Genomic DNA, 20231 nt, shown 5'->3' on the forward strand with positions numbered 1-20231 from the left:
GGCCAGGAGTCTCAGGTCACGCGTTCGGCAGCTTGCCGATCCACTTCTCGTAGATCTTGTCGTACGTGCCGTCCTGCTTGGCCTTCGCGAGCACCTCGTTGATCTTCTTGAGCAGCTCCGGGTTGCTGTCCTTCTTCACCGAGAACCCGTACTGCTCGCCGGTGTCGAATTCGGCCGTGACCTCGAACCCGCCCTGGTGCTCCTTGATGTACTCGGTCCAGACCGGCAGGTCGTTGACGGCGGCCTCGACCTGACCGTTGGCGAGGGCCTGCTGCAGGGCGGCGAGGTCCTCGAACTCGACGAGCTGCAGGCCCTTCTCGGCCTCGTGCTTGCGCGCGTAGTCGCGGCCGGTGGTCGCCGCCTGGACGCCGACCTTCTTGCCCTTGAGGTCGTCGAACGACTTGTACGGCTTACCGGTCTTGACCAGCAGAGCCTGAGTGGCGTCGAAGTACGGATCGGAGAAGTTCATGACCTTCTGCCGTTCCTCGGTGATCGTCATGCCCGCCGCGGCCACGTCGCACTTGCCGGTGTTCAGGTCCTGGCCGGACTTGATGCCCTCGAACGGCGTGTCGATGATCTTCTGCTCGGCGCCCAGTTCCTTGGCCACCAGGTCGATCACGTCGACGTCGAACCCGACGACCTTGCCGCTGGCGTCCTTCGACTGGAACGGCGCGTACGGCAGGTGGGTGCAGACCGTCAGCTTGTCCTTCTCGACCAGCTTGACCCCGCTCGCCTGGACCTCGCCCTCGTCCTTCTTGGCGCATCCCGCGGTCACCGCGAGAGCGCCGATCGCCACGATCAAGCCAGCCTTGCGGACTGCGCTATGGAAGTTCACGGCGAGGTCCCTCCGTTTCGGCCCCTGTGACAGGCGGCCAAGGTTCGTGCAAAGACGGTGTGACAGGCGACGGTACCTGATGTGAATGGCCTTACCTAGATCACGTCCAGGCGTTGAGCCGATGGTGCAACCCGTCACACTCAGTAATCGGGCAGTCGGCAGGCAACCGGACGTCCGGGACGCCCGCCGAGCGCGTCACCCGGGTCGTCAGTCGACGTCAGGTCCGGGCCGTTCGACGCGGGTGGGGTTGCCGCGGACCAGCTCGTCGTGGATGCGCCAACGGCCGGTGGTGACCGACCGGGCCGTCGCCTCGTCACCCCGCTCGATGCGCTGCCGCAGCCGCTGCAGGGCCAGGCGGCGGTTGAGGCTGAACTGCCGCTCGGTGTCGACCACGACGACCAGCCCGGAGGGGCGGTGGGTCGCCCGCACCGCCGTGCTGGCCTTGTTCCGGTGTTGGCCGCCGGGGCCGCCGGTGCGGCAGGCGACGATTTCGACATCCGCCTCGGAGAAGTCGCCGCGCGGGGTGTCGACCTCGCACGGCCGGGCGATGACGTACCAGTTCTTGCGGCCCGTGGCGGCCCGGTAGGGGCTGGCGGCCTGCCAGCAGAGGGTGCCGGTCCACGAGGTGGCGAAGCCCTCGGCGTCGTCGCCGGAGATCCGGACCAGGACCGATCGGTAGGTGCCGGGCCGGTCGCCGGGGACGGTCTCGATCCGATGGGTCCGCAGATCGTGCCGGGTGGCGTCGGCCTCCAGCCGGCGCAGCAGCCGCGCCAGCGCCCAGGCGCACTCCTGCGGGCCACGCCCGGCCGACAGGAACAGGTGGACGCTCACGCTCGGCCGCCCCTGCGCCGGCGGTCCCGACGGTCCCGTGCCGGTGCCGGCCCGAGGTCCGCCGTCTTGTACGTGACCAGGGGGACCGTGGTGGCCACGGGCGTGGCCAGGTCGTGGTCGACGAGGTCGGCGATCACCTGCTCGATGCGCTTGTAGGCCGTCGGGGCCTCCTCGAAGAGCAGCTGGCGATCACCGCACACCACCAGCGACCCCACCGGGGTGCGGCGCAGCTCCTCGACGGTGTGCTTGGCCCGGCCTCGGCGCAGCGCGTCGGCGCGGGACATCTTGCGACCCGCGCCGTGCGCCACCGAATGATTGGCCTCCGGGCCGGCGTGCGCGGCCACCAGGTAGGAGGGGGTGCCGCGGGTGCCGGCGATGAGCACGTCCCGACCGTCACCGGGCGCCGCACCCTTACGGTGCAGGTAGACCCCGTCGCGCACCTCCACCAGGTTGTGGCACTGGTCGACGATCGGCTCGCTGGTTTCGGCGCCCAGTGCGTGGGCGACCCGGGCGGCCAGCAACCGTCGGTTGAGCGATCCCCAGCGGACGGCGTCGTCGTGCATGGCCAGGTAGGCGGCGGGATCGACGGCGCGGCCCGCGCCGTGCAGCTCGGTGTGCGCCCGCAGGATCCGCTCGCCCAGCCCTCGGGAACCGGTGTGGACGACGAGCACGAGGTCGCCGGCGTCGAGCCCGAGCCGGTCCGCGTGGTCGGGGTCGAGGACGGTTCCGATCCGCGCCAGCTCGACGAAGTGGTTACCCCGGCCGACCGTCCCGAGTCCGTCCAGATGACCGGCGGGAACGTCGCCCGCCAGCACGGCCCACGCCGGGTCGCCGGCATCGCGCTCGGGGTCGAGCGCGCGGTCGAGGTCGGGGAACCGGGCGGCGAGCCGCTCGGGTACGACGCGCTTCAGCCTGATCGGGAACACGGCGATGCCGCATCCGATGTCGGAGCCGACCAGGAACGGGTACAGCACGGTCGACGCCATGGCGGCGCCGATCGGTGCGCCCTTGCCGGGGTGCAGGTCCGGCATCGCGGCGACGTGGATCATGCCGTCGAGGGCGGCCACCTGCTGGCACTGTGCCAGGGCGTCGGACTCGATCCAGCTCCCGGCTGAGGCGAACACGGTGACGGAGGCCGAGGTGGACTGCGGCGGTGAATCCCGCCGGGGGTCTTGCTCAGACAAGGACGTTCTCTCCCGGAGAAAGGGTGGCGGACGGCGTCGCGGCGCCGATCGGCGCCGGGATCGCGGGCTGGCTGGGTGCTGTCCGTCAGAACGTCATGGCGAGCAGCCTCCCCGAGCCCACCCCGGGCCGGCAAGCCGTTTTCGCCCGCGGAGAGGGCGGAGACCCTGCCGTCCAGCTCCAAGGGGTCGGGAGGCGGCCCTCCCCTGTCGTCCGGCGCGGCCGGTGGGAGTCCGGTTCAGCGGCGGGAGGAGGCGCAGGCGATGCAGGTGCGGGTGGCCGGGAGCGCCTCGAGCCGCTCCGACCCGATCGGCCCGCCGCACCGTTCGCAGCGGTCGTAGCTGTCGTCGTCGATCCGGTCCACGGCGCGGTCGATCGACGCGAGCCGCTCCCGAGCCTCCCGCAGGAGCGCGCTCGCCTGGGCACGCTCGAAGGCGATCGTCTGGCCCTCCGGGTCGTGCTCGTCATCGGTGTTCTCCGACGACGCGGCGGCGATGATCCCGGCGACGACCCTGGTCAGGTGGTCGATCTGCTCGATCGTGTGGGCGCGTTCGGCCCGGAGCCGCCCGACGGCGCCGACGACGGCCCCGTCGGCGCGGTCCGGAGTGTCAGCCATCGACCCAGCGTAGGCGCACGTCGTCGCCGGGGCGGCCACCGCGACCCGGCGGCGCGCGCACGCAGCAGGCCCGGTGCGCGGGCGGCGAGCCTGCGCACCGGGCCCCGGCCGGTCGGCTCAGCCCGCGGTCGGCGCGCCCCGCGCCTTCAGCCGGCGCAACTCCTCGGCCGACATCAGCCAGGTCGAGTTCGTCGCCCCGAGGCCGAGAAGCACCTGGTCGAACGAGTTCCCGTCGTTGTCGTCGGTGTAGCAGACGCTCACCTCGCCCCAGGGGGAGGCGGCGACGGCCATCTGGTCCTGCCGGCCCGTCGTGGTCTGGCTCAGCGCCTGGGCGGCCAGCCGGCCGGTGGTCGTACCGTCCGGGTTGAGGCCGCGCGCCCAGACGTCCGGGTTGGCGCCGGACACCGTCCAGCCCACCACCACGTTGCCCTGGTCGTCGATGCCGGCCCCGGCGCCGGTGGCCCCGGCGCCGGTGGAGACCTCGACCTCGGCGTGCCGCGGGGCGCCGGCCACGGTGAACGAGCGCCCCCAGACGCCGCGGGTGCCGGTGTGGTCGGACTCCCAGGCGATCGTGAAGTCACCGGCGAAGTTCGCGGCCACCGAGGCACGCTGCTGCTGCCCGCCGCTCTGCGCGTTGGCCGTCCGCCGGGACAGCGCCACCGCCCCGTTAGACCGCGCCAGCCGGGTCAACCCGATGTTGTACGCGCCGTTCGCGTCGGCGTCCTCGTCCCAGACCACCAGCGCCTCACCGGAGGCGGACACCGCCACGTCGGGGCGATGGTGCGCACCCGTCGTCTGCGAGGCCGTCACCTCGTACGCCTTGGTGGTGGCGGCGGTGAAGCCCGCGGCCTTGACGGTGGCGGGGGCGGTCCCCTGCACGTCCTCCCAGACCACGGTGAAACCGACCGCGGCGGCGTTGTTGGGCGCGCCGTCCGGATCGACCGCCACCCTCGGCCAGATCTGCTGGCCGGCGTCGCTGGCGTTGGCCTGCCCCGACCCGAGCACCACGCCGGCCGGCGACACCACCCGGTACTGGATGTTGTAGACGCCGTTGCCGTCGCCGTCGGCGGCCCAGGCCACCACCGCGTTGCCCCGGTCGTCGAGCCCCACGTCCGGGCTGATGTGGCGCCAGGCGGCGCCGCTGGTGCCGCCGCCGGAGAGCTTCAGCTCATAGGCCGGGGTGCCGTCGCCGAACAGGCGCAGGAAGATCTCGCTGTGGGTGTCGTCCTCGGGGCCGGTGCTGTCCCGGTCGTCCTCCCAGACCACCGCGACCTTCCCGGTGCGGTTCATCGCGATGGCGGGCAGGTCCTGGTCGCCGACGGAGGCGCTGTTGGCGGTGGTCCAGCTGACCGCCGCGGCGGTCACCGCGATCGGCGCCGGGGCAGCGGCCGCGATCACGCCCGGGACCAGCACGGACGCGGCGAGCAGTGCGGTGAATGCTGACATCTGTGGTCTCCTCCTAGCCGGCCTGCAGGCCGGGCTGGCCGTCGAGAATGACGAACGAGCGCACCGTGGACGCGGCGGCGCCGTGCTCGGTCACCGTGCTGACCGCGCGGAAGTCCGCCCGGACCTGGCTGCGGCCGATCGTGGTACGCACGTAGCCGCGCCGGTCCGAATGGAACTTCAGGTGCGGGTTGGTCGCCGCGTTCGGAATGGTGGTGCTGCCGCTGCCGTTGCCGCCGGAGGTGATCGAGGTGCAGACCAGCTCGGTGCCGATCGTGGCGGAGGACGGGTTGGCGTAGTCGGCCTTGAGCTCGTTCGCCCACGCCTTGTGCACGTCGCCGGTGAGCACCAGCGGGTTGCGCACCCCGCGCTGCTGCCAGCCGGTCTGGATCCGGCTGCGGGAGGCCCGGTACCCGTCCCAGGCGTCCATGTTCGCTGCCCCGCTCGCCTCGAACTGGCGGGCGAAGAACACCTGCTGGCCGAGGATGTCCCAGGTGCCGTAGTGCTGCGCCAGCCCGTCGAGCAGCCAGCTCTCCTGCGTCGCGCCGGTCAGCGACCGGGAGGCCAGGTCCGCGTCCGTGCAGACCTTCCAGCCGTCGCCGCACGCCTGGTCGTCGCGGAACTGCCGGGTGTCGAGCATGTGGAAGGTGGCCAGCTGCCCCCACCGCACGCGGCGGTACAGCGGAATGCTGTTGCCGCTCGGCGCCGCGGTCGGCCGCAGCGGCATGTTCTCGTAGTAGGCCCGGTACGCGGCGGTACGCCGGGCGGTCCACTGCGCGGCAGTCAGCGCCGGGCTGCTGTCCGCGCGGACCATGTTGGCGTAGTTGTTCTCCACCTCGTGGTCGTCGGGCACCACCAGCCAGGGCGCCGCCGCGTGCGCCGCCTGCAGGTCCGGGTCCGACTTGTAGAGCGCGTACCGGCGTCGGTAGTCGGCCAGCGACACGATCTCGCTGCCGACGTGCTGCCGTACCGCGGAGGTGTTGGTGCCGCCCTCGTAGATGTAGTCGCCGAGGTGCAGGACCAGCCCGGGGTTCTCCTCGGCCATCCGGCGGTAGGCGGTGTAGTAGCCGGTCTCGTAGTGGGCGCAGGAGGCGAAGGCCATCACCAGGTCGCGGCCGAAGGAGCTGGGCGCCGGGGCGGTACGTGTGCGCCCGACCGGGGAGATGTGACCCTGGGCCCGGAACCGGTAGTAGTAGTCGGAGTCGGCGGCGAGCCCGCCGGCGATCACGTGCACCGAGTGCGCGTCGGCGTAGCGGGCCACCACCGATCCGGAGGCGACGAGCGAGGAGAAGCGGTCGGTGGTCGACACCTGCCACTCGACGGTCACGTCCGCGTTGGCCATGCCACCCTGCCCGTCGGCGTTCAGCGGCGCGGGTGCCAGCCGGGTCCAGAGCACGACGCTGTCGGGCGCCGGGTCCCCGGACGCCACACCGAGTTTGAAGGGGTACGGCACCGCGGCCCGGGCGCCCTGCCAGGGGGTCACCGCGGCGCCCGCGGCAGCGAGTCCACTGAGGACGAAGATACGACGGCTCAGCCTTGTCATGAGCCATACCTTCGTGATCGTCGATGAACGGCGAGCGGTGTCGCGCGGAATCCGAAGTGACACCATGCTGTCCGCGCCAAGGCGGTCAGGTCCTGGGCCGGCCGCGCCCGGCTCGCCGCGACCACGGCCCGTCCAGGCCGGCTCCGGGGCCGGCGGCGGTCAGGCGACGCACGGGTTGCCGCCGATCCGATCCGGGTCGGCGGCAACCCGTGGAGGCGCGCGTGGAATCGGTGGCGCCCGGCCGGGATCAGGTCAGCGAGCGCGCCGGTTGGCCCGCAGGGCGCCCAGAACCACACCGGGCGTGGCCAGCGAGCTGGGATGCTCGCGCATGGAGACGACCTGGTTGAACCGCCGGGCGATCGACACGTCCGTGACGGTCGCCGTGACGATCTGATTGCTCAACCAACTGGTGATCCGGTACCCGCGCGGGTAGGGGCCGTCGACGTGCGGCAGCGCCAGGTCGGCGGAGGTCGACATCGACCAGGCGGCGTCGACCACGACCTTCTGCACGGCGAAGAACTCGCGCGCGGGCACGCCCAGGTCCGGCTTCGACCGCAGGTATGTCGACAGGCCCGCCGCGTGCAGGGCGGCCGCCGTCATCCCCTGCCCGTACACCGGGTTGAACGACGCGACCGCGTCACCGACGCTGACCAGACCGGCCGGAAACCGCTCCAGCGCGTGGAAGTCCCGCCGCCGGCTGTCGGCGTGTCGGTAGGTCTGGACGTCGCCGAGCATCTCGCCCGCGGCGACCTCGCCGAACTCCGGTGGGAACTGCTCCCGCAGCCGGCGGACGAAATCCTCGGCGGTACGCCCGGGACGGTTGTCCCCGTAGCCGGCCATCATGGCCATCCACCGGCCGTCCTCGATGGCGAAGAACGCGGCCCCGGCCACGTCCAGTCCCATCCGCGGACTGTGCAACGCCAACGCGATGGTCAGCTCCGGGTCTGCCTCCGGACGGCGGAACAGCGCCGTCGCGTAGTTGAGGTCGACGGTCATCCGCCGGGTGACGGGTCGCTCCCAGCCGGCCTGCTCCAGCCACTCGGACAACCTGCTCGAACGACCCATGGCGTCCACCACGAAATCGCCGCTCTCCACGCCGGAGACGCCATCGACGTCACATCGCACCCCGGTGGTCACCGCACCGTCGAGCACCAGACCGGTGGCTCTGGCCGTCACGGTCTTGACGTTGGGCAGGCGAAGCACCTGCTGACGGATCAGCCCCTCCAGCAGCGGCCGGCTGCCGGCCAGGCTGTCGGCGTCGTCGGGTACGACCACCTTCCGCCGGCCGTCGAGGTAGTTCCGCCTGGTCGCGGGCGGAGCCTCGATCGCCCCCCGCGCCACGGCCTGCTCGCGGAATCCCGGCAGCAGCTGCTCGAGCTGGACAAGCCCGCCGGGCAGCAGCGCGTGCAGCTGCGTCCCCTGTGGCACGCCGGGTCGCGCCCCGGCCACGTGCAGGTCGTCCCGGTCGATGATGACCACGCTCTGCGCGTGGTCGGACAGCACCCGGGCGGCCAGCAGACCGGCGACGCTGCCACCGACGACGACGGCCTTGTCCATGAGCGGGGTTGCCTCGTCGGGTGGCCGTACCGCGTTCAGCGCGGCGAAGACTCGAGCCGGGGAGGGGGACATCCTGCTCTCCAAGCGGTGCGAGATGGCGACATGACTGTCCGTCGATCCTCGCACGGCCGCGGGGCGCGGGCCGGGCCAGTCCTGGCCACCCGGCCCGCGCGCCGGTCAGCGGCTCGCCGGGCCCGCGTGGTCCCGCCACGAGTGCCGGGGCCGGTAGCCCAGCACCCGTCGGGCCTTGTCGATGCTGAGCAGGGTCTCGTGTTCGCCGAGCGCCTTGCGGATCTCGACACCCGGGTACGCCTCGGCCATCAGGCTGGCGCTGGACCTGCTCATGACCGTGTCGGAGTTGGCGATGATGAACACGTCGGCGCCGGGCTGGTCGTGGGCGAGGCTCCGCTCCACCGCCTGGGCGCCGTCGCGGGCGTCGATGTAGCCCCACAGGTTCCACCGGCGCAGTCGGGGGTCGGCGTCAAAGGAGGGGAACGGCGCGTAGTCCTCGACGTCCATCACGTTGGAGAAGCGCAGGCCCACCATGACCAGCTCCGGGTCCCACCGGCAGAAGTGCCGCGCCATCTCCTCCTCGAGCGCCTTGTTCAGCGAGTAGGTCGACTCCGGGCGGGGCGCGTACTCCTCGTCGACCGGCGCGTACGGCGGCGGGGTGTCGAACGGCAGCCCGAGCACCGTCTCGCTCGACGCCCACACCACCCGCTTGATCCCGGCAGCCCTTGCCGCGGCGAAGACGTTGTACGTCGCCGCGGAGTTGTTGGCGAAGGTGGTCGCGTTCGGCAGCAGCCCGGGTGCCGGGACCGCCGCCAGGTGCACGATCGCGTCGACCCGGCCGGCGTGTTCGTCGGCGCCGCCGGTGAACGCCTCCACCACCTGCCCGTAGTCGGTGAGGTCGACGAGGAGGAACTCGCCGTCGACGTCGCGCGGGTCCCGCCCGCCGGCGCGGTCCACCGCCAGCACGTCGACGCCCACGTCGCGCAGGTGCCGCACCACGGCGCGGCCGAGTTTGCCGGTCGCCCCGGTGACGACAACGCGCCTGGGTAGTGCGGATTCGACAACAGGATCGGTCATGGCCACATCCTTCCCGCGGTGCGCCGTGCCGCAGAAGCTGGGGTACGGCCACCCGCGGGGACGACACGCGATCCGGTCGTCCGGGCGACCGCCGGCTCGGCGGGGGCGTGGAGGAAACCTCGTGTTCTGACCCGACCGGGTCAAATGAGCCGAACGGCGGGGCACGGGCGGCCCGCAGCCCCGACGATGGAGAAGGCACGGATCCGACGAGAGGGTGAGCGGCATGAGGCGTCGACGGAGCAGGAGAGGCCGGCTGTTGCAGGCGGCGGCGATGGTGCTGACCGCGGCGGTGGCCGCGGCTGCCGTCGCGCGGGCGGCTCGTCGGCGCGCCGACGGTGACCAGACGGCCGCCGATCTTCCGACCTTCCCGACGGGCACGTTCGCCGGCGCGGGGGTGGATGCGCCACCGGTGGCCGGCACCGCCCCGAGCCGTAGCAGCGCGGCCGCGTCGTCGGCCGGGCCGACCCGCTGAGAGCGGGCGGGCACCCGACCCGGACCGCGATGACGCCAACCCTGCCGCGGAGCATCGACCGGCCGAGATTGCCAAAGTGGGCGGAGCCGTCACCATGAGCGATACCACCGTCGACACCAGCCGTCAGGGCGGCAGCGAGTACGCGGACCTGTCCCGCCTGGTGCGCCGAGCGGGCCTGCTCGACCGGCGACGCGGCTACTACCTGGCGCGGGTCGGCCTGCTCGGTGCCGGCTACGTCGCGACCTGGGCTGTGTTCGGGTGGCTCGGCGAGTCGTGGTGGCAGATCGCCGTCGCCGCGGCCCTCGCCGTGATCTTCGCGCAGGCCGCCTTCATCGGTCACGACGCCGGGCACCGGCAGATCTGCCGCACCAGGCGCGCCAACGACCTGGTCGGTCTCGTCCATGGCAACCTGATGACCGGCATCAGCTACGGCTGGTGGGTGGGCAAGCACAACCGGCACCACGCCCACCCGAACACCGAAGGCCGGGACCCGGACATCGCCGTCCGGCCGCTCTCCTTCACCGCTGAGCAGGCGCGCCGGCAGCGCGGGCCGGGCGCGTGGCTGGTCCGGCACCAGGCCTGGCTGTTCTTTCCGCTGCTGCTGCTGGAAGCCGTCCACCTGCACGCCATCAGCTTCAGGGCCATGGTCAGTCGGCGGGACCGGATCAGGCGCCGACCGGTCGAAGCGACGCTGCTGGCCCTGCACTTCGGCGGGTACGTCGCCGCCGTGGTGACGGTGCTGAGCCCCGGCCAGGCGGTCGCGTTCGTGCTCGTCAACCAGGGCCTGCTCGGCCTCTATCTCGGCAGCTCCTTCGCGCCGAACCACAAGGGCATGCCGATCCTCGCCGCCGACGACGAGGTCGACTACCTGCGGCGCCAGGTCCTCACCTCCCGCAACGTGCGCGGCGGGTGGTTCATGGACGGTCTGCTCGGGGGTCTCAACTACCAGATCGAACACCACCTGTTCCCCAGCATGCCCCGGCCGAATCTCCGCCGCGCCCAACCGCTGATCCGGGACTTCTGCGCCCAGCACGACATCTCCTACCACGAGACGACGCTCTGGCATTCCTGGTCGCAGGCGCTGAGCCACCTGCGATCCGTCGGCGCTCGGCGGGCGCCGGAGGAGACCCGGAGCCGCTGAGCGCGGGCCACACCGGAGCAGGGGGCGCACCAGCCGCGCCGGCGCGCTCCCCCGGTATCCCGGCCCGCTACCGCGGCGGGTTCGCGGCCTGCTGCTGTCGGAACTGCTCGACCGGGAGGCCGCCGCGCCCCCAGTTCTCGGTCTCGACCTCGTCGATCACCACGAAGGTCGAGGTCAACGGCTTGTTCAACACGTCGAGCAGCAGCTGGCTGACGCCCTTGATGAGCGCCGCCTTCTCCTCGGCGGTCGCCGCGGAAGCGCCGGGCGTGCTGCCCTCCCGGGTGATCTGGATGGTGACGATCGGCATCGTCTGGCCCTCTCTGCGAGTTTTGGGGGTCAGTGACCGGCGTTCTGGCCGCCGTCGACGTGCAGGATCTCGCCGGTGACGAAGGGCGCGGACTCGAGGTAGAGGACCGCGTCGACGACATCGCTGGTCTCGCCCATCCGGCCGACCGGGTGCAGCCCGGCGAGCGTCTCGTGGGTCTCGACCGGGTGCATCGGGGTCTTGATGACGCCCGGCGCGACGGCGTTGACCCGGACACCGCGGGTGGCGTACTCGATGGCCAGGGACTTGGTCGCGGAGCTGAGGCCGCCCTTGGTCAACGACGCGAGCACGGACGGGACGTTGGAGTTGGGCTGGTCCACGAAGCTGGTCGTGATGGTGACGATGTGCCCCTCTCCGCCCGCCACCAGGTGCGGCAGGACGCGCCGGGTGAGGTGGAAGAACCCGGCGAGGTTGATCCCGGTGACCAGCGCGTACTCCTCGTCGGTGTAGTCGGTGAAGGGCTTGGCGACGAAGATGCCGGCGTTGTTGACGAGGGTGTCGATGCGGCCGAAGCGCTCAAGGGCCGCGTTGGTCACCCGCTCCGCCGTGTCGGCGTCCGCGATGTCGCCCCGGACGACGACGATCTCCGGGTCGTCGGCCTCGGTGATCGAGCGCGACGTCGCCACGACGCCGTAGCCGAGCTTGCGGTACGCCTGCACGAGGCCGGCGCCGATGCCCTGAGAGGCACCGGTGATCACTGCGACCTTCTGTTCCTGACTGGTGCTCATGACGACCCTTCCTGACTCGCCGCGGACCTTGCTGGCCGAGGCTTCCGAACCAGTAGACGACTGGTCGACAAAAAGCTAGCCGACCGGTCGTGTATCGTCAAAGCATGGGACGGACGAGTGACGCGCGGAACAAGATCCTCAACGCGGCCGCGACGCTGCTGGAGCAGCGGGGATATTCGGCGCTGGGCGTGGCGGAGATCTGCGCGACGGCGGGCGTGCCGAAGGGCAGCTTCTACTACTTCTTCGAGTCCAAGCAGGCGCTCGCGCTCGCCGTGATCGACGAGCACTGGGTGAGCCAGCGCCGGCAGTGGGTCGAGCTGCTCAGCAGCGACCGCGACCCACTGCGGCGTCTGCGGGATCTCTTCGAGGCCACCGAGGAGGTGCAGCGCACCGGGCAGCAGGAGGTCGGTCGGGTCGTCGGCTGCCTCTTCGGCAACCTCGCGCTCGAACTCAGCACCCAGGCCGAGGAGATCCGCAGCCGACTCCAGGAGATCTTCGAGGCCCAGATCGACCTCATCGAGGCGGTGGTCGTTGAGGCGAAGGACCTGGGCCAGGCCGGCCCGTCCGTCGACACCCGGGAGGCCGCGCGGTCGATGGTCGCCCAGATCGAGGGACGCGCGCTGCTCGCGAAGCTGCTCAATGACCCGGCTCAGCTCGAGACGCTGTGGCGGAACAGCCTGGACCTGCTCCAGGTGCCGCCGGGGGTACGGGCCGCGGTGGACTGAGCAGCACCGGCGCCGTCGCGCCGGAGAGGCCGGCTGCAACCATCGCCGCGCCCCCGCGCGTGTAACCCACGATGGAGAATCTCAACCCGCCCGGCGGGACGGTGCCGACGGTCCCGGCCTCGGCCGACCCTCGGGCATCGCAACCTCGCGCCACCCGCCGCACCCTCCTCGGAGTGGCAGCGCTGCTGCCACTGGCCGGGTGCGCGGCCGGCGACCCGCCCGCCCCCTCTCCCCCCGCCGCTTCTCCGGCCTCCGCTTCCCCGCCCCCCACCGCCCCGGCCGTCGATCGCCACGACCGCCTGGTCGAGTTGGAGCGGAGGTTCGACGCGCGCCTGGGCGTGTACGCGCTCGCCACCGGGACCGGCGCCACCATCGCCCACCGGGCGGATGAACGGTTCGCGTTCTGTTCGACGTTCAAGGCCCTCGCGGCGGCCGCCGTCCTGCATCGGAAACCACTGGCGGAGTTGGACACGGTCGTCAGGTACGGCAGGCGCGACCTCATGAGGAGTGCCGTCATCACCGAGAAGCACGTGGCCACCGGAATGACGCTCCGTCAGCTCTGTGACGCCGCGGTCCGCTACAGCGACGGCACGGCCGGCAACCTCCTGCTCCGCGAGCTCGGCGGGCCGGCCCAGCTGACGGCGTACGCGCGCAGCCTCGGCGACACGGTCACCCGGATGGACCGGATCGAGCCGGACATCGTGTCGGCCGTCCCGGGAGACCCCCGTGACACGACTTCTCCGCGGGCCCTCGGTGCCGACTTCCAGCAGATCGTGCTGGGCGACGCCCTGCCGACCGACAAGCGGGCCTTCCTGCGCGACCTGCTGGAACGCAACACCACCGGGGCCCGACGCATCCGGGCGGGCGTGCCGCGGGGATGGACCGTGGCCGACAAGACCGGGACCGGCGACCACGGCACGGTCAACGACATCGGCGTCGTGTGGCCCCCGAACTCCACGCCGCTCGTCGTCGCCGTCATGTCCAGCAGAGCCGCCGAAGACGCCCAATACGATCAGGCCCTTATTGCCGAGGCGACCGCCTATGTGGTGGCCACCCTCACCTGAGCCGGTCACCAACCGCCCGGTGACACCTACAACCGCGGCGCCGGCGAGCCGGCGCGGCAATCGGGGGAAGCACACGATGCTGGACGCCGCGACGACCCAGGTGATCGAGCCGGTCCCGCCGCAGCGGCCGAGCCGGCGCCGCGGCCCACGGGTACTGGTCACCGGACTGCTGATCCTGCTGCTGGCCGGTGCCGGGGCCGTCGCGGTCGAACCGCTACGTCACCCGTTGCCCGCGCCGACCGTCACCCGGACCCTGCCCGCGTCGACCGTCATCGCCGGGACGCCCCCGGCGATGCCGTGGCCGACGACCGGGCAGGCCGCGCTCTCCGTGGAGGGGGTGGGCTCGCTCGGCACGTCCGGCGGAAGCGACCCGGTGCCGATCGCGAGCGTGGCCAAGGTGATGACCGCGTACGTCATCCTGACCGATCACCCGCTGAAGCGCGGCGAGCAGGGGCCGCGGCTCACGGTCAGCGCGGCACAGGCCGCCGCGTACCCCCGGGAGCGGGCGCGCGGCGAGTCCCTGGTGCCGGTCGTCGCGGGCGCGGTCTTCACCGAACGCCAGGCGCTCCAGGCGGTGCTGCTGCCGTCGGCGAACAACATGGCCCGGATCCTGGCCGCCTGGGACGCCGGCAGCGTCGACGCCTTTGTCGCCAAGATGAACGACACGGCCGCCGCGCTCGGCATGGCCGACACCCGGTACACCGACCCGGCCGGGCTCGATCCGCGCACCGTGAGCACCGCCGTCGACCAGATGATCCTCGCCCGCAAGGCGATGGAACTGCCGGCGTTCGCGGAGATCGTGGCGCAGCAGAAGGCCACCCTGCCGGTCGCCGGCACCGTGCGGAACTACAACTCGTTGGTCGGCAAGGACGGCGTGGTGGGGATCAAGACCGGGTCCACCGACGAGGCCGGTGGGTGCCTGGTCTTCGCCGCCGTCGTCAAGGTTGGTGACCGGAGGATCACCATCGTGGGCGCCGTCCTCGGGCAGCCCGGCGCCAACACTCCCGTGCAGTTGGAGCGGGTGTTCCGGGCGACCCGTTCGCTGGTCCGCACCGCCACCGCCGCGATCGCGGTGCACCCGGTCGTCCGGGCCGGTGATCAGGTCGCCACCGTGCGCGGGCCACTGGGCGCCAGCACCAGCATCGACGCCGCGCAGGACCTGACCGTGCTGGGCTGGCCGGGCCTGCCGGTACGCCTCGACGTCGACATCCCGGCCGTACCCGCGCGGCTGGCGGGCGGGGCCGAACACGGCCGGGTCAGCGCGGTCGCCGGCGATGCCGACCCGGTCGCCGCGACGCTGCGCACGGGCATCCGGCTGGACCCGCCGAGCACCTGGGAGCGGATCCGAGCGCGCCGCTGACCCGCACCGCCGACCATGCCGCGGGACCACGCCGGTCCGCTTGCCGGAGCGTGCCGCGCCGGGGAGGGCGCGCCCGGGGTACGGCTGCCGGCCGGATACCGTACCCGGGCGCGGGTCGCTCCGCGCCCGGTCGCGCGGGGTGGGAGGCTCGGATGCGCCTGCACGTGGGGTGTGCGATGTGGACGCACAAGGCCTGGCAGGGTCGGTTTCTGGAACACCCGCTGCCGGCCCACGAGCGGCTGCGCGCCTACGCCGGCTGGTGCACCGCGGTCGAGGGGAACACCACCTTCTACGCGACTCCCGCTCGGGAGACGGTGGCGTCGTGGGCGGCGCAGACCGGCCCCGACTTCCGGTTCGTGCTCAAGCTGCCGAAGGTCGTCACGCACGAACGCCGGCTCACCGACGCCGACGAGGAGCTGCGGGTCTTCCTGGACGCGATCGAACCCCTGGGCCCGCGAGCGCACGCGCTCTGGATCCAGTTGCCGGGCTCGTTCGGCCCCGCCGACGTACCTGTGCTGGCCCGGTTCCTGCGCGGGCTGCCCACCGCCCACCGGTACGCCGTGGAGGTCCGCCACCCGGCCTTCTTCGACGACCCCCGGGAGGCGCGGACCCTGGAGGACACGCTCGGCACAGTCGGGGCGGAGTGGATTCCGTTCGACACCACCGCGTTCTTCCGCACTCCGCCGACCAGTGACGCGGAGCGGGACGCGTGGACCAAGAAGCCACGCACGCCGCTGCGCACTCGCGCGCTGACCGATCGTCCGATCGTCCGGTACCTCGGTCGGGACGACCCGGCACGCACGATCGAGGGCTGGCGACCCTGGCTCGACGTGGTGACCGGCTGGCTGCGGGAGGGGCGTTCACCCACGGTCTTCGTGCACACCCCGGACAACGCCGACGCGCCCGAGCTCGCGCGCAACTTCCACGCCGAGGTCCGGGCGCGGCTGCCCGAGGTCGAGCCGCTGCCGGAGCCGTCGCCGGTCGGGCCGTCGACGCTCTTCTGACCCGCTATTCGTTGCACGCCAACACGTCTGCTGATCAACATATTGCCTGCTAGGGTCGGGGATGTGTCCGACGCCGACGATTGCGAGCTGCCCGCCGACCGCGCGCGCGGTTCCAACTTCGGCTGGTCCCTCGGCATGGTCCTGCGCCGCTGGCACGACTACGTCGAGGAGGCGCTGAAGGACCTGCCGCACGGCAGCCGCGGCTACCACATCCTGGCCGTGGTCGTGCACGAGGACGTGCCGACGCAGGGGGCGCTGGCGTCCCGCCTGGTGATCGACCGCAGTGTCCTGACGTACGTGATCGACGACCTGGAGAACGCCGGCCTCATCGAGCGGCGGTTGGACCCGCGCGACCGGCGCGCCCGGCGCATCGTGGCGACCGACCACGGGCGGACGGTGCTCGCCGACGCCGAGCGGCGGGTCGCACACGCCGAGGACCACGTGCTGGGCGGGCTGCCCGAGGAGGAGCGCGCGACCTTCCGCGAGTTCGCCGAACGCGCCGCCGAGGCGATCCAGGCCGCCGCACCCGGGACGGACCCGTGCGCGGCGGTGACGGACGTCCTCTCCCCGCCCGACCAACCCGGGCGCTGAGTCGGGGCGGCGGCGCCTTGCCCAACGTGATCAAGCGACATCGTCGGTCTCCGCTCCGGTCTGCGGCGCACCTGCCGGCGGGATGGGGAAGTTGCGGTTGAAGATGTTCTCCGGGTCGTACGTGGCCTTGATGGCACGTAGCCGGCTGAGGGTGGGCTCGGGGAAGGCGTCGAGGAGCCGCTCCGGGCTGGTGTCGGACTCGAAGCTGAGGTACATGCCGTCGAGGTGCTCGTACAGGTCGGCCCAGAACTTGTCGAGCCGGGCCCGGCGGTCCGGGACGGTGGCGGCGAGCACCGAGAAGTTCTGGTCCCGGTGTGCGTAGGCGGTCGCGTCGCGGGCGACGTCGTTGACCGCACCGCCGACGGACCGGAACTGCATGATCATCACGTCACCGGAGCGGATCATCGTCGCCATGGCCTCCGCCGCCTGCGGTGTGATGTGGTGCAGCAGGCCGCTGTGGCTGTCGGACAGTCCCTGGCCCCGGTGCTGGTTGCCGGGCGGCGCGACGATGGCCGGGTAGGGCGCGAGCTGGGCCTGCTGGTCGAGGATCGGCCCGATCTCCAGGAACGGGCTCAGGGCGGCCTGCGCGGCTTCGACGTCGTCTCCGGCATAGACCAGGGTGACCTGGGCCATCGGCGGGTTGCCCCGGCGACCGGGGAACAGGGAGAGAAAGCTGGTCAGCTCCCGGGGTGCGTCCTCGACGAGCTGGCCCCAGCGACGGAGCAGTTCGGCGGTGTCGGTCGCGTCGGCGACGAGTTGGGCATAGACGACGTCGCCGACCTCGTACGCCTCCAGCTCGAGGGCCGTGACGACGCCGAAGTTGCCGCCGGCGCCGCGGATCGCCCAGAACAGGTCGGGGTGGTGGTGTTCGTCCACCCGGAGCAGGCTGCCGTCGGCGGTGACGATCTCGGCGGCGACGATGTGGTCGATGGTCAGGCCGTACCTGCGGACCAGGTACCCGATGCCGGCGGTGGTGGCGAGCCCACCGACGCCCACGTCGCCGTAGTCCCCCGAACTCATCGCCAGGCCGTACGGGGCGAGCGCCTGGGCGACGTGTCCCCAGCGGGCGCCCGGCTCCAGCCGGATCCGGCGGGTTGCCCGGTCGAGCACCTCGACCTTGTTCATCGTGGACAGGTCGATGACGATTCCGCCGTCGTTCGTCGAACGGCCGCTGATGCCGTGCCCGCCGCTGCGTACGGAGAACGGAAGGTTCTGGGTCCGCGCGTAGGCCACGGCGTCGATCACCTCGGCGGCGGCGCGGGGGCGGAGGACCAACGCCGGCGAGCCCTGCCAGCTGTACGAGTGGCGCACCCGCTCGTACTCCGGGTCGCCCGGCTCGACGGAGTGGGTGGCCAGTGACGCGGGCAGCGCGTCGTAGTCGACGCCAGGCTGGCGCCTGGCCAGGGCGACGGCCGGCCGGACCGGTGCGGTGGTGGCCCCGCTCCCCTGGCGCTCCCTGGCCACGGCCTCACGGAGAGCGGGCGCGATCTCCTGCCCGAAGGTCTGGATGATCCGGGGGTCGTCGCGGCCGATCAGGAAGGCGCTGAACCCCTCGTCGATCACCAGCGGGAGGAGCTGGTCGACCCACTGCTCGGCGGGGCCCTGCAGGAAGCCGCGGTCGCGCGACGACACGTCGACGTTGAAGATGTTGAGCAGCCGGCGGATCTGCCGCGGGTCGCGCCCGGCCGCGACCGCCGCCTCGTCGATGAGCCGGTTGGCGGTGACGCGGTCCGGCGACCGGAGGTACTCCAGGGTCGGCAGCCAGCCGTCGGCCGTCTGGCCGGTCAACGCCAGCATCCGAGGCTGATAGGCGCCGAGCCAGATGTTGATGTCGTGATCCGGCGCCGGCCCGCGCTGCATGCCCGGGATCGGGTAGTACTTTCCGTCGCGCTTCAGCGGCCCTGGAGTGGCGTCGTCCCAGACGCCGCGCAGGATGTCGATCGCTTCCCGCAGCGCCGCCACGCCCTGACCCGCGGTCAGCCGACGGCCGCCCATGCCCTCGACCCCGTCGGGGAAGGCACCGGCGCCGAGGCCGAGTTCGAACCGGCCGTGGGACAGCCGGTCGAGGCTCGCCGCGGCCCGGGCCAGGACGGCCGGCGGGCGCAGCGGCAGGTTCAGCACGTTCGCGGAGACCCGCAGCCGCTCGGTACGGGCGGCGACCCAGCTCAGCAGCGTCCAGGTGTCGAGGAACTCGGCGTTGTACGGATGGTCCTGGAAGGTGGCGAGGTCCAGCCCGGCCGCCTCGGTCAACTCCGCCAGCGTCACGACGCGGTCCGGATCGTGTGCGCTCGGCGTGAGGAACGTCCCGAACAGGAGTTCGTGGCCGTAATCGGGCATTTTTTCACTCCCGCTTGTCATCGTTGATCGAACATGAATTCTGTGCGGCATATCTGTTGTCAAACAACGCATCTTGCCTCGGAGTGATTCCCGGTGCGGCACGGGCGCCGCCCAGGGCCCCGCCGCGCCCCGTTCGGCCGCCGGCGGGAGACCCTATCCGTCGAAATCCATCTATCCTTTCTTCTCTCGACGGACACGCCCCCGGTGTCCGGGGCCACGATGATCCATTGCGATCTGTCAATTCGGACGCAGGAGCACACATGCGCGACAGCAGCAGCAAGTCCTGGCGATCCCGGGTGGTGAAGGCGCTGACGGCCGCCGGCGCAGTGGCGACGCTGGCGGCAGCGCAGCTCACGGCAGCCGCCCCCGCGAGCGCCGCGGTCAGCCGAGCCGAGCTCGCCCTCCGCTGGGCCCCCATCCACTACCAGGACGTCGATGCCACCGGAAGCCACGCCCTGGGCGGGCAGTCCGACTACATCGCCAAGGTCGACTTCGACGGCGACCTGAACGGCCGCAACAACTGGGATCGGACGGGCCAGGCCGGCACCTCGCTCGCCGCGCACGCGTACTACTCCGTCGTGGAGACCAGCACCCACTGGTACATCACGTACCTCTTCTTCCACCCTCGGGACTGGACGGACCACCCGTTCTTCGAGACCGAGCACGAGAACGACGGCGAGGGGGTGCTCTTCGCGATCGAGCGCGACGGCTCCACCTACGGCGTCCTGCGGGCGGCCGTCACCGTGGCGCACAGCGACTTCTACTCGTACACGCCGACCGGCAGCACCTGGACCAGCGGCCGCGAGAGCGTCGACGGCACCCTGCAGTTCCAGACGTCGCCGCACGACGCGTTCCCGCACCCGGTGACCGCTCAGGAGGCGCAGGGCCACGGCCTGAAGGCGTATCCCCAGTACTCGATCAACGGTGACGGCCTGATCTACTACCCGTCGACGGTCGCCGAGACGCCGAGCAACGGCAACGACCGCGACGTGCGCTACCAACTGATCGACATCTTCGCCGCCGGCGGCCTCTGGGCGCAGCGAGCGAACTCGAGCCTCTTCGCCAGCCTCGGCACCTTCGCCGGGGACGCCTCCGGTGACTGCGGCTCGGACACCTGGAGCTGCTCGTCCAACTCGGCCAACGCGCCCTGGGGCTGGGACGACGGCAATGACCTGCCCGCCCGCGGGGAGCTGGCCAGCGACCCGGCGAAGCTGTCCGCCGAGTACTTCACCGTCCCGGCCGGCCTGGCCCGGACCTACGCCCACAACCCGTACACCGCGGCGGCGGCGGCCCTCAAGGAGGCAGCGCGGACCGCGCCGCCGACCATCGACTGACCGGCCACCTGAGCGTGGTCCCGCCCGGCCGGGCCTCCCCCGGCCGGGCGTCAC

The 20231-nt window shown here is 72.0% G+C and carries 19 protein-coding genes; 8 read left to right on the top strand and 11 right to left on the bottom strand.

Features of this window, described 5'->3' with window-relative positions; translation table 11 throughout:
- Positions 1–16: 16 nt before the first annotated feature.
- From ACIP9D_RS03485 to ACIP9D_RS03520, 8 genes are all read right to left on the bottom strand, one after another.
- Positions 17–796: a basic amino acid ABC transporter substrate-binding protein gene (locus ACIP9D_RS03485; protein ID WP_350870549.1), complete on the bottom strand. Its 780-nt coding sequence runs from the start codon at positions 794–796 to the stop codon at positions 17–19.
- 246 nt (positions 797–1042) lie between these two features.
- On the bottom strand, positions 1043–1666 hold the full coding sequence (gene prfH, locus ACIP9D_RS03490; protein ID WP_350870552.1) for a peptide chain release factor H: 624 nt from the start codon (positions 1664–1666) through the stop codon (positions 1043–1045).
- Positions 1663–2850, bottom strand: a complete 1188-nt coding sequence (locus tag ACIP9D_RS03495) for an RNA ligase RtcB family protein (RefSeq protein ID WP_350870555.1) — start codon at positions 2848–2850, stop codon at positions 1663–1665. The genes prfH and ACIP9D_RS03495 overlap by 4 nt, the downstream gene beginning before the upstream one ends.
- Before the next feature lie 236 nt (positions 2851–3086).
- On the bottom strand, positions 3087–3464 hold the full coding sequence (locus ACIP9D_RS03500) for a TraR/DksA C4-type zinc finger protein (protein WP_350870557.1): 378 nt from the start codon (positions 3462–3464) through the stop codon (positions 3087–3089).
- 117 nt (positions 3465–3581) lie between these two features.
- Positions 3582–4910: a hypothetical protein gene (locus ACIP9D_RS03505; protein WP_350870560.1), complete on the bottom strand. Its 1329-nt coding sequence runs from the start codon at positions 4908–4910 to the stop codon at positions 3582–3584.
- 13 nt (positions 4911–4923) lie between these two features.
- A complete protein-coding gene (locus tag ACIP9D_RS03510) occupies positions 4924–6450 on the bottom strand; it encodes an alkaline phosphatase D family protein (protein ID WP_350870563.1) in 1527 nt (508 codons plus the stop codon).
- A 252-nt stretch (positions 6451–6702) separates the two neighbouring features.
- Positions 6703–8079, bottom strand: coding sequence for an FAD-dependent oxidoreductase (locus ACIP9D_RS03515; protein WP_350870566.1), 1377 nt, complete (start codon positions 8077–8079; stop codon positions 6703–6705).
- Between the two features lie 105 nt (positions 8080–8184).
- Positions 8185–9096 carry an NAD(P)-dependent oxidoreductase gene (locus ACIP9D_RS03520; protein WP_350870569.1) on the bottom strand — a complete coding sequence of 304 codons (912 nt, stop codon included), beginning with the start codon at positions 9094–9096 and terminating at the stop codon, positions 8185–8187.
- 223 nt (positions 9097–9319) lie between these two features.
- Here ACIP9D_RS03520 and ACIP9D_RS03525 point away from each other — a divergent pair, with 223 nt between their 5' ends.
- On the top strand, positions 9320–9568 hold the full coding sequence (locus tag ACIP9D_RS03525; protein WP_350870571.1) for a hypothetical protein: 249 nt from the start codon (positions 9320–9322) through the stop codon (positions 9566–9568).
- Positions 9569–9662: 94 nt separating this feature from the next.
- Positions 9663–10709, top strand: a complete 1047-nt coding sequence (locus ACIP9D_RS03530) for an acyl-CoA desaturase (protein ID WP_350870574.1) — start codon at positions 9663–9665, stop codon at positions 10707–10709.
- Positions 10710–10776: 67 nt separating this feature from the next.
- On the opposite strand, the gene ACIP9D_RS03535 is transcribed toward ACIP9D_RS03530, so the two are convergent.
- Together ACIP9D_RS03535 and ACIP9D_RS03540 are read right to left on the bottom strand one after the other, a co-directional pair.
- Positions 10777–11016 carry a 4-oxalocrotonate tautomerase family protein gene (locus ACIP9D_RS03535; RefSeq protein ID WP_350870576.1) on the bottom strand — a complete coding sequence of 80 codons (240 nt, stop codon included), beginning with the start codon at positions 11014–11016 and terminating at the stop codon, positions 10777–10779.
- Positions 11017–11045: 29 nt separating this feature from the next.
- Positions 11046–11762 carry an SDR family oxidoreductase gene (locus ACIP9D_RS03540; RefSeq protein WP_350870579.1) on the bottom strand — a complete coding sequence of 239 codons (717 nt, stop codon included), beginning with the start codon at positions 11760–11762 and terminating at the stop codon, positions 11046–11048.
- 104 nt (positions 11763–11866) lie between these two features.
- Here ACIP9D_RS03540 and ACIP9D_RS03545 point away from each other — a divergent pair, with 104 nt between their 5' ends.
- From ACIP9D_RS03545 to ACIP9D_RS03565, 5 genes are all read left to right on the top strand, one after another.
- Positions 11867–12487, top strand: a complete 621-nt coding sequence (locus tag ACIP9D_RS03545; RefSeq protein ID WP_350870582.1) for a TetR family transcriptional regulator C-terminal domain-containing protein — start codon at positions 11867–11869, stop codon at positions 12485–12487.
- Positions 12488–12588: 101 nt separating this feature from the next.
- The gene (gene bla, locus ACIP9D_RS03550; protein WP_400449328.1) at positions 12589–13551 is read left to right on the top strand and encodes a class A beta-lactamase; all 963 of its coding nucleotides are present in this window, start codon (positions 12589–12591) and stop codon (positions 13549–13551) included.
- Positions 13552–13627: 76 nt separating this feature from the next.
- On the top strand, positions 13628–14911 hold the full coding sequence (locus tag ACIP9D_RS03555; protein ID WP_350870588.1) for a D-alanyl-D-alanine carboxypeptidase: 1284 nt from the start codon (positions 13628–13630) through the stop codon (positions 14909–14911).
- A 176-nt stretch (positions 14912–15087) separates the two neighbouring features.
- A complete protein-coding gene (locus ACIP9D_RS03560) occupies positions 15088–15915 on the top strand; it encodes a DUF72 domain-containing protein (RefSeq protein WP_350871132.1) in 828 nt (275 codons plus the stop codon).
- A 63-nt stretch (positions 15916–15978) separates the two neighbouring features.
- Positions 15979–16506 (top strand): MarR family winged helix-turn-helix transcriptional regulator, encoded by a 528-nt coding sequence (locus tag ACIP9D_RS03565; protein ID WP_350870590.1) that lies wholly within the window; start codon positions 15979–15981, stop codon positions 16504–16506.
- Between the two features lie 30 nt (positions 16507–16536).
- On the opposite strand, the gene ACIP9D_RS03570 is transcribed toward ACIP9D_RS03565, so the two are convergent.
- Positions 16537–18843: an LLM class flavin-dependent oxidoreductase gene (locus ACIP9D_RS03570; RefSeq protein ID WP_350870593.1), complete on the bottom strand. Its 2307-nt coding sequence runs from the start codon at positions 18841–18843 to the stop codon at positions 16537–16539.
- 260 nt (positions 18844–19103) lie between these two features.
- On the opposite strand from ACIP9D_RS03570, the gene ACIP9D_RS03575 reads away from it, so the two are divergent.
- Complete coding sequence (locus ACIP9D_RS03575) at positions 19104–20177, top strand: hypothetical protein (protein ID WP_350870595.1); 1074 nt, start codon at positions 19104–19106, stop codon at positions 20175–20177.
- Positions 20178–20231: the final 54 nt, after the last annotated feature.

The organism is Micromonospora sp. NPDC093243, from assembly GCF_044753725.1.
Lineage (GTDB): Bacteria > Actinomycetota > Actinomycetes > Mycobacteriales > Micromonosporaceae > Micromonospora.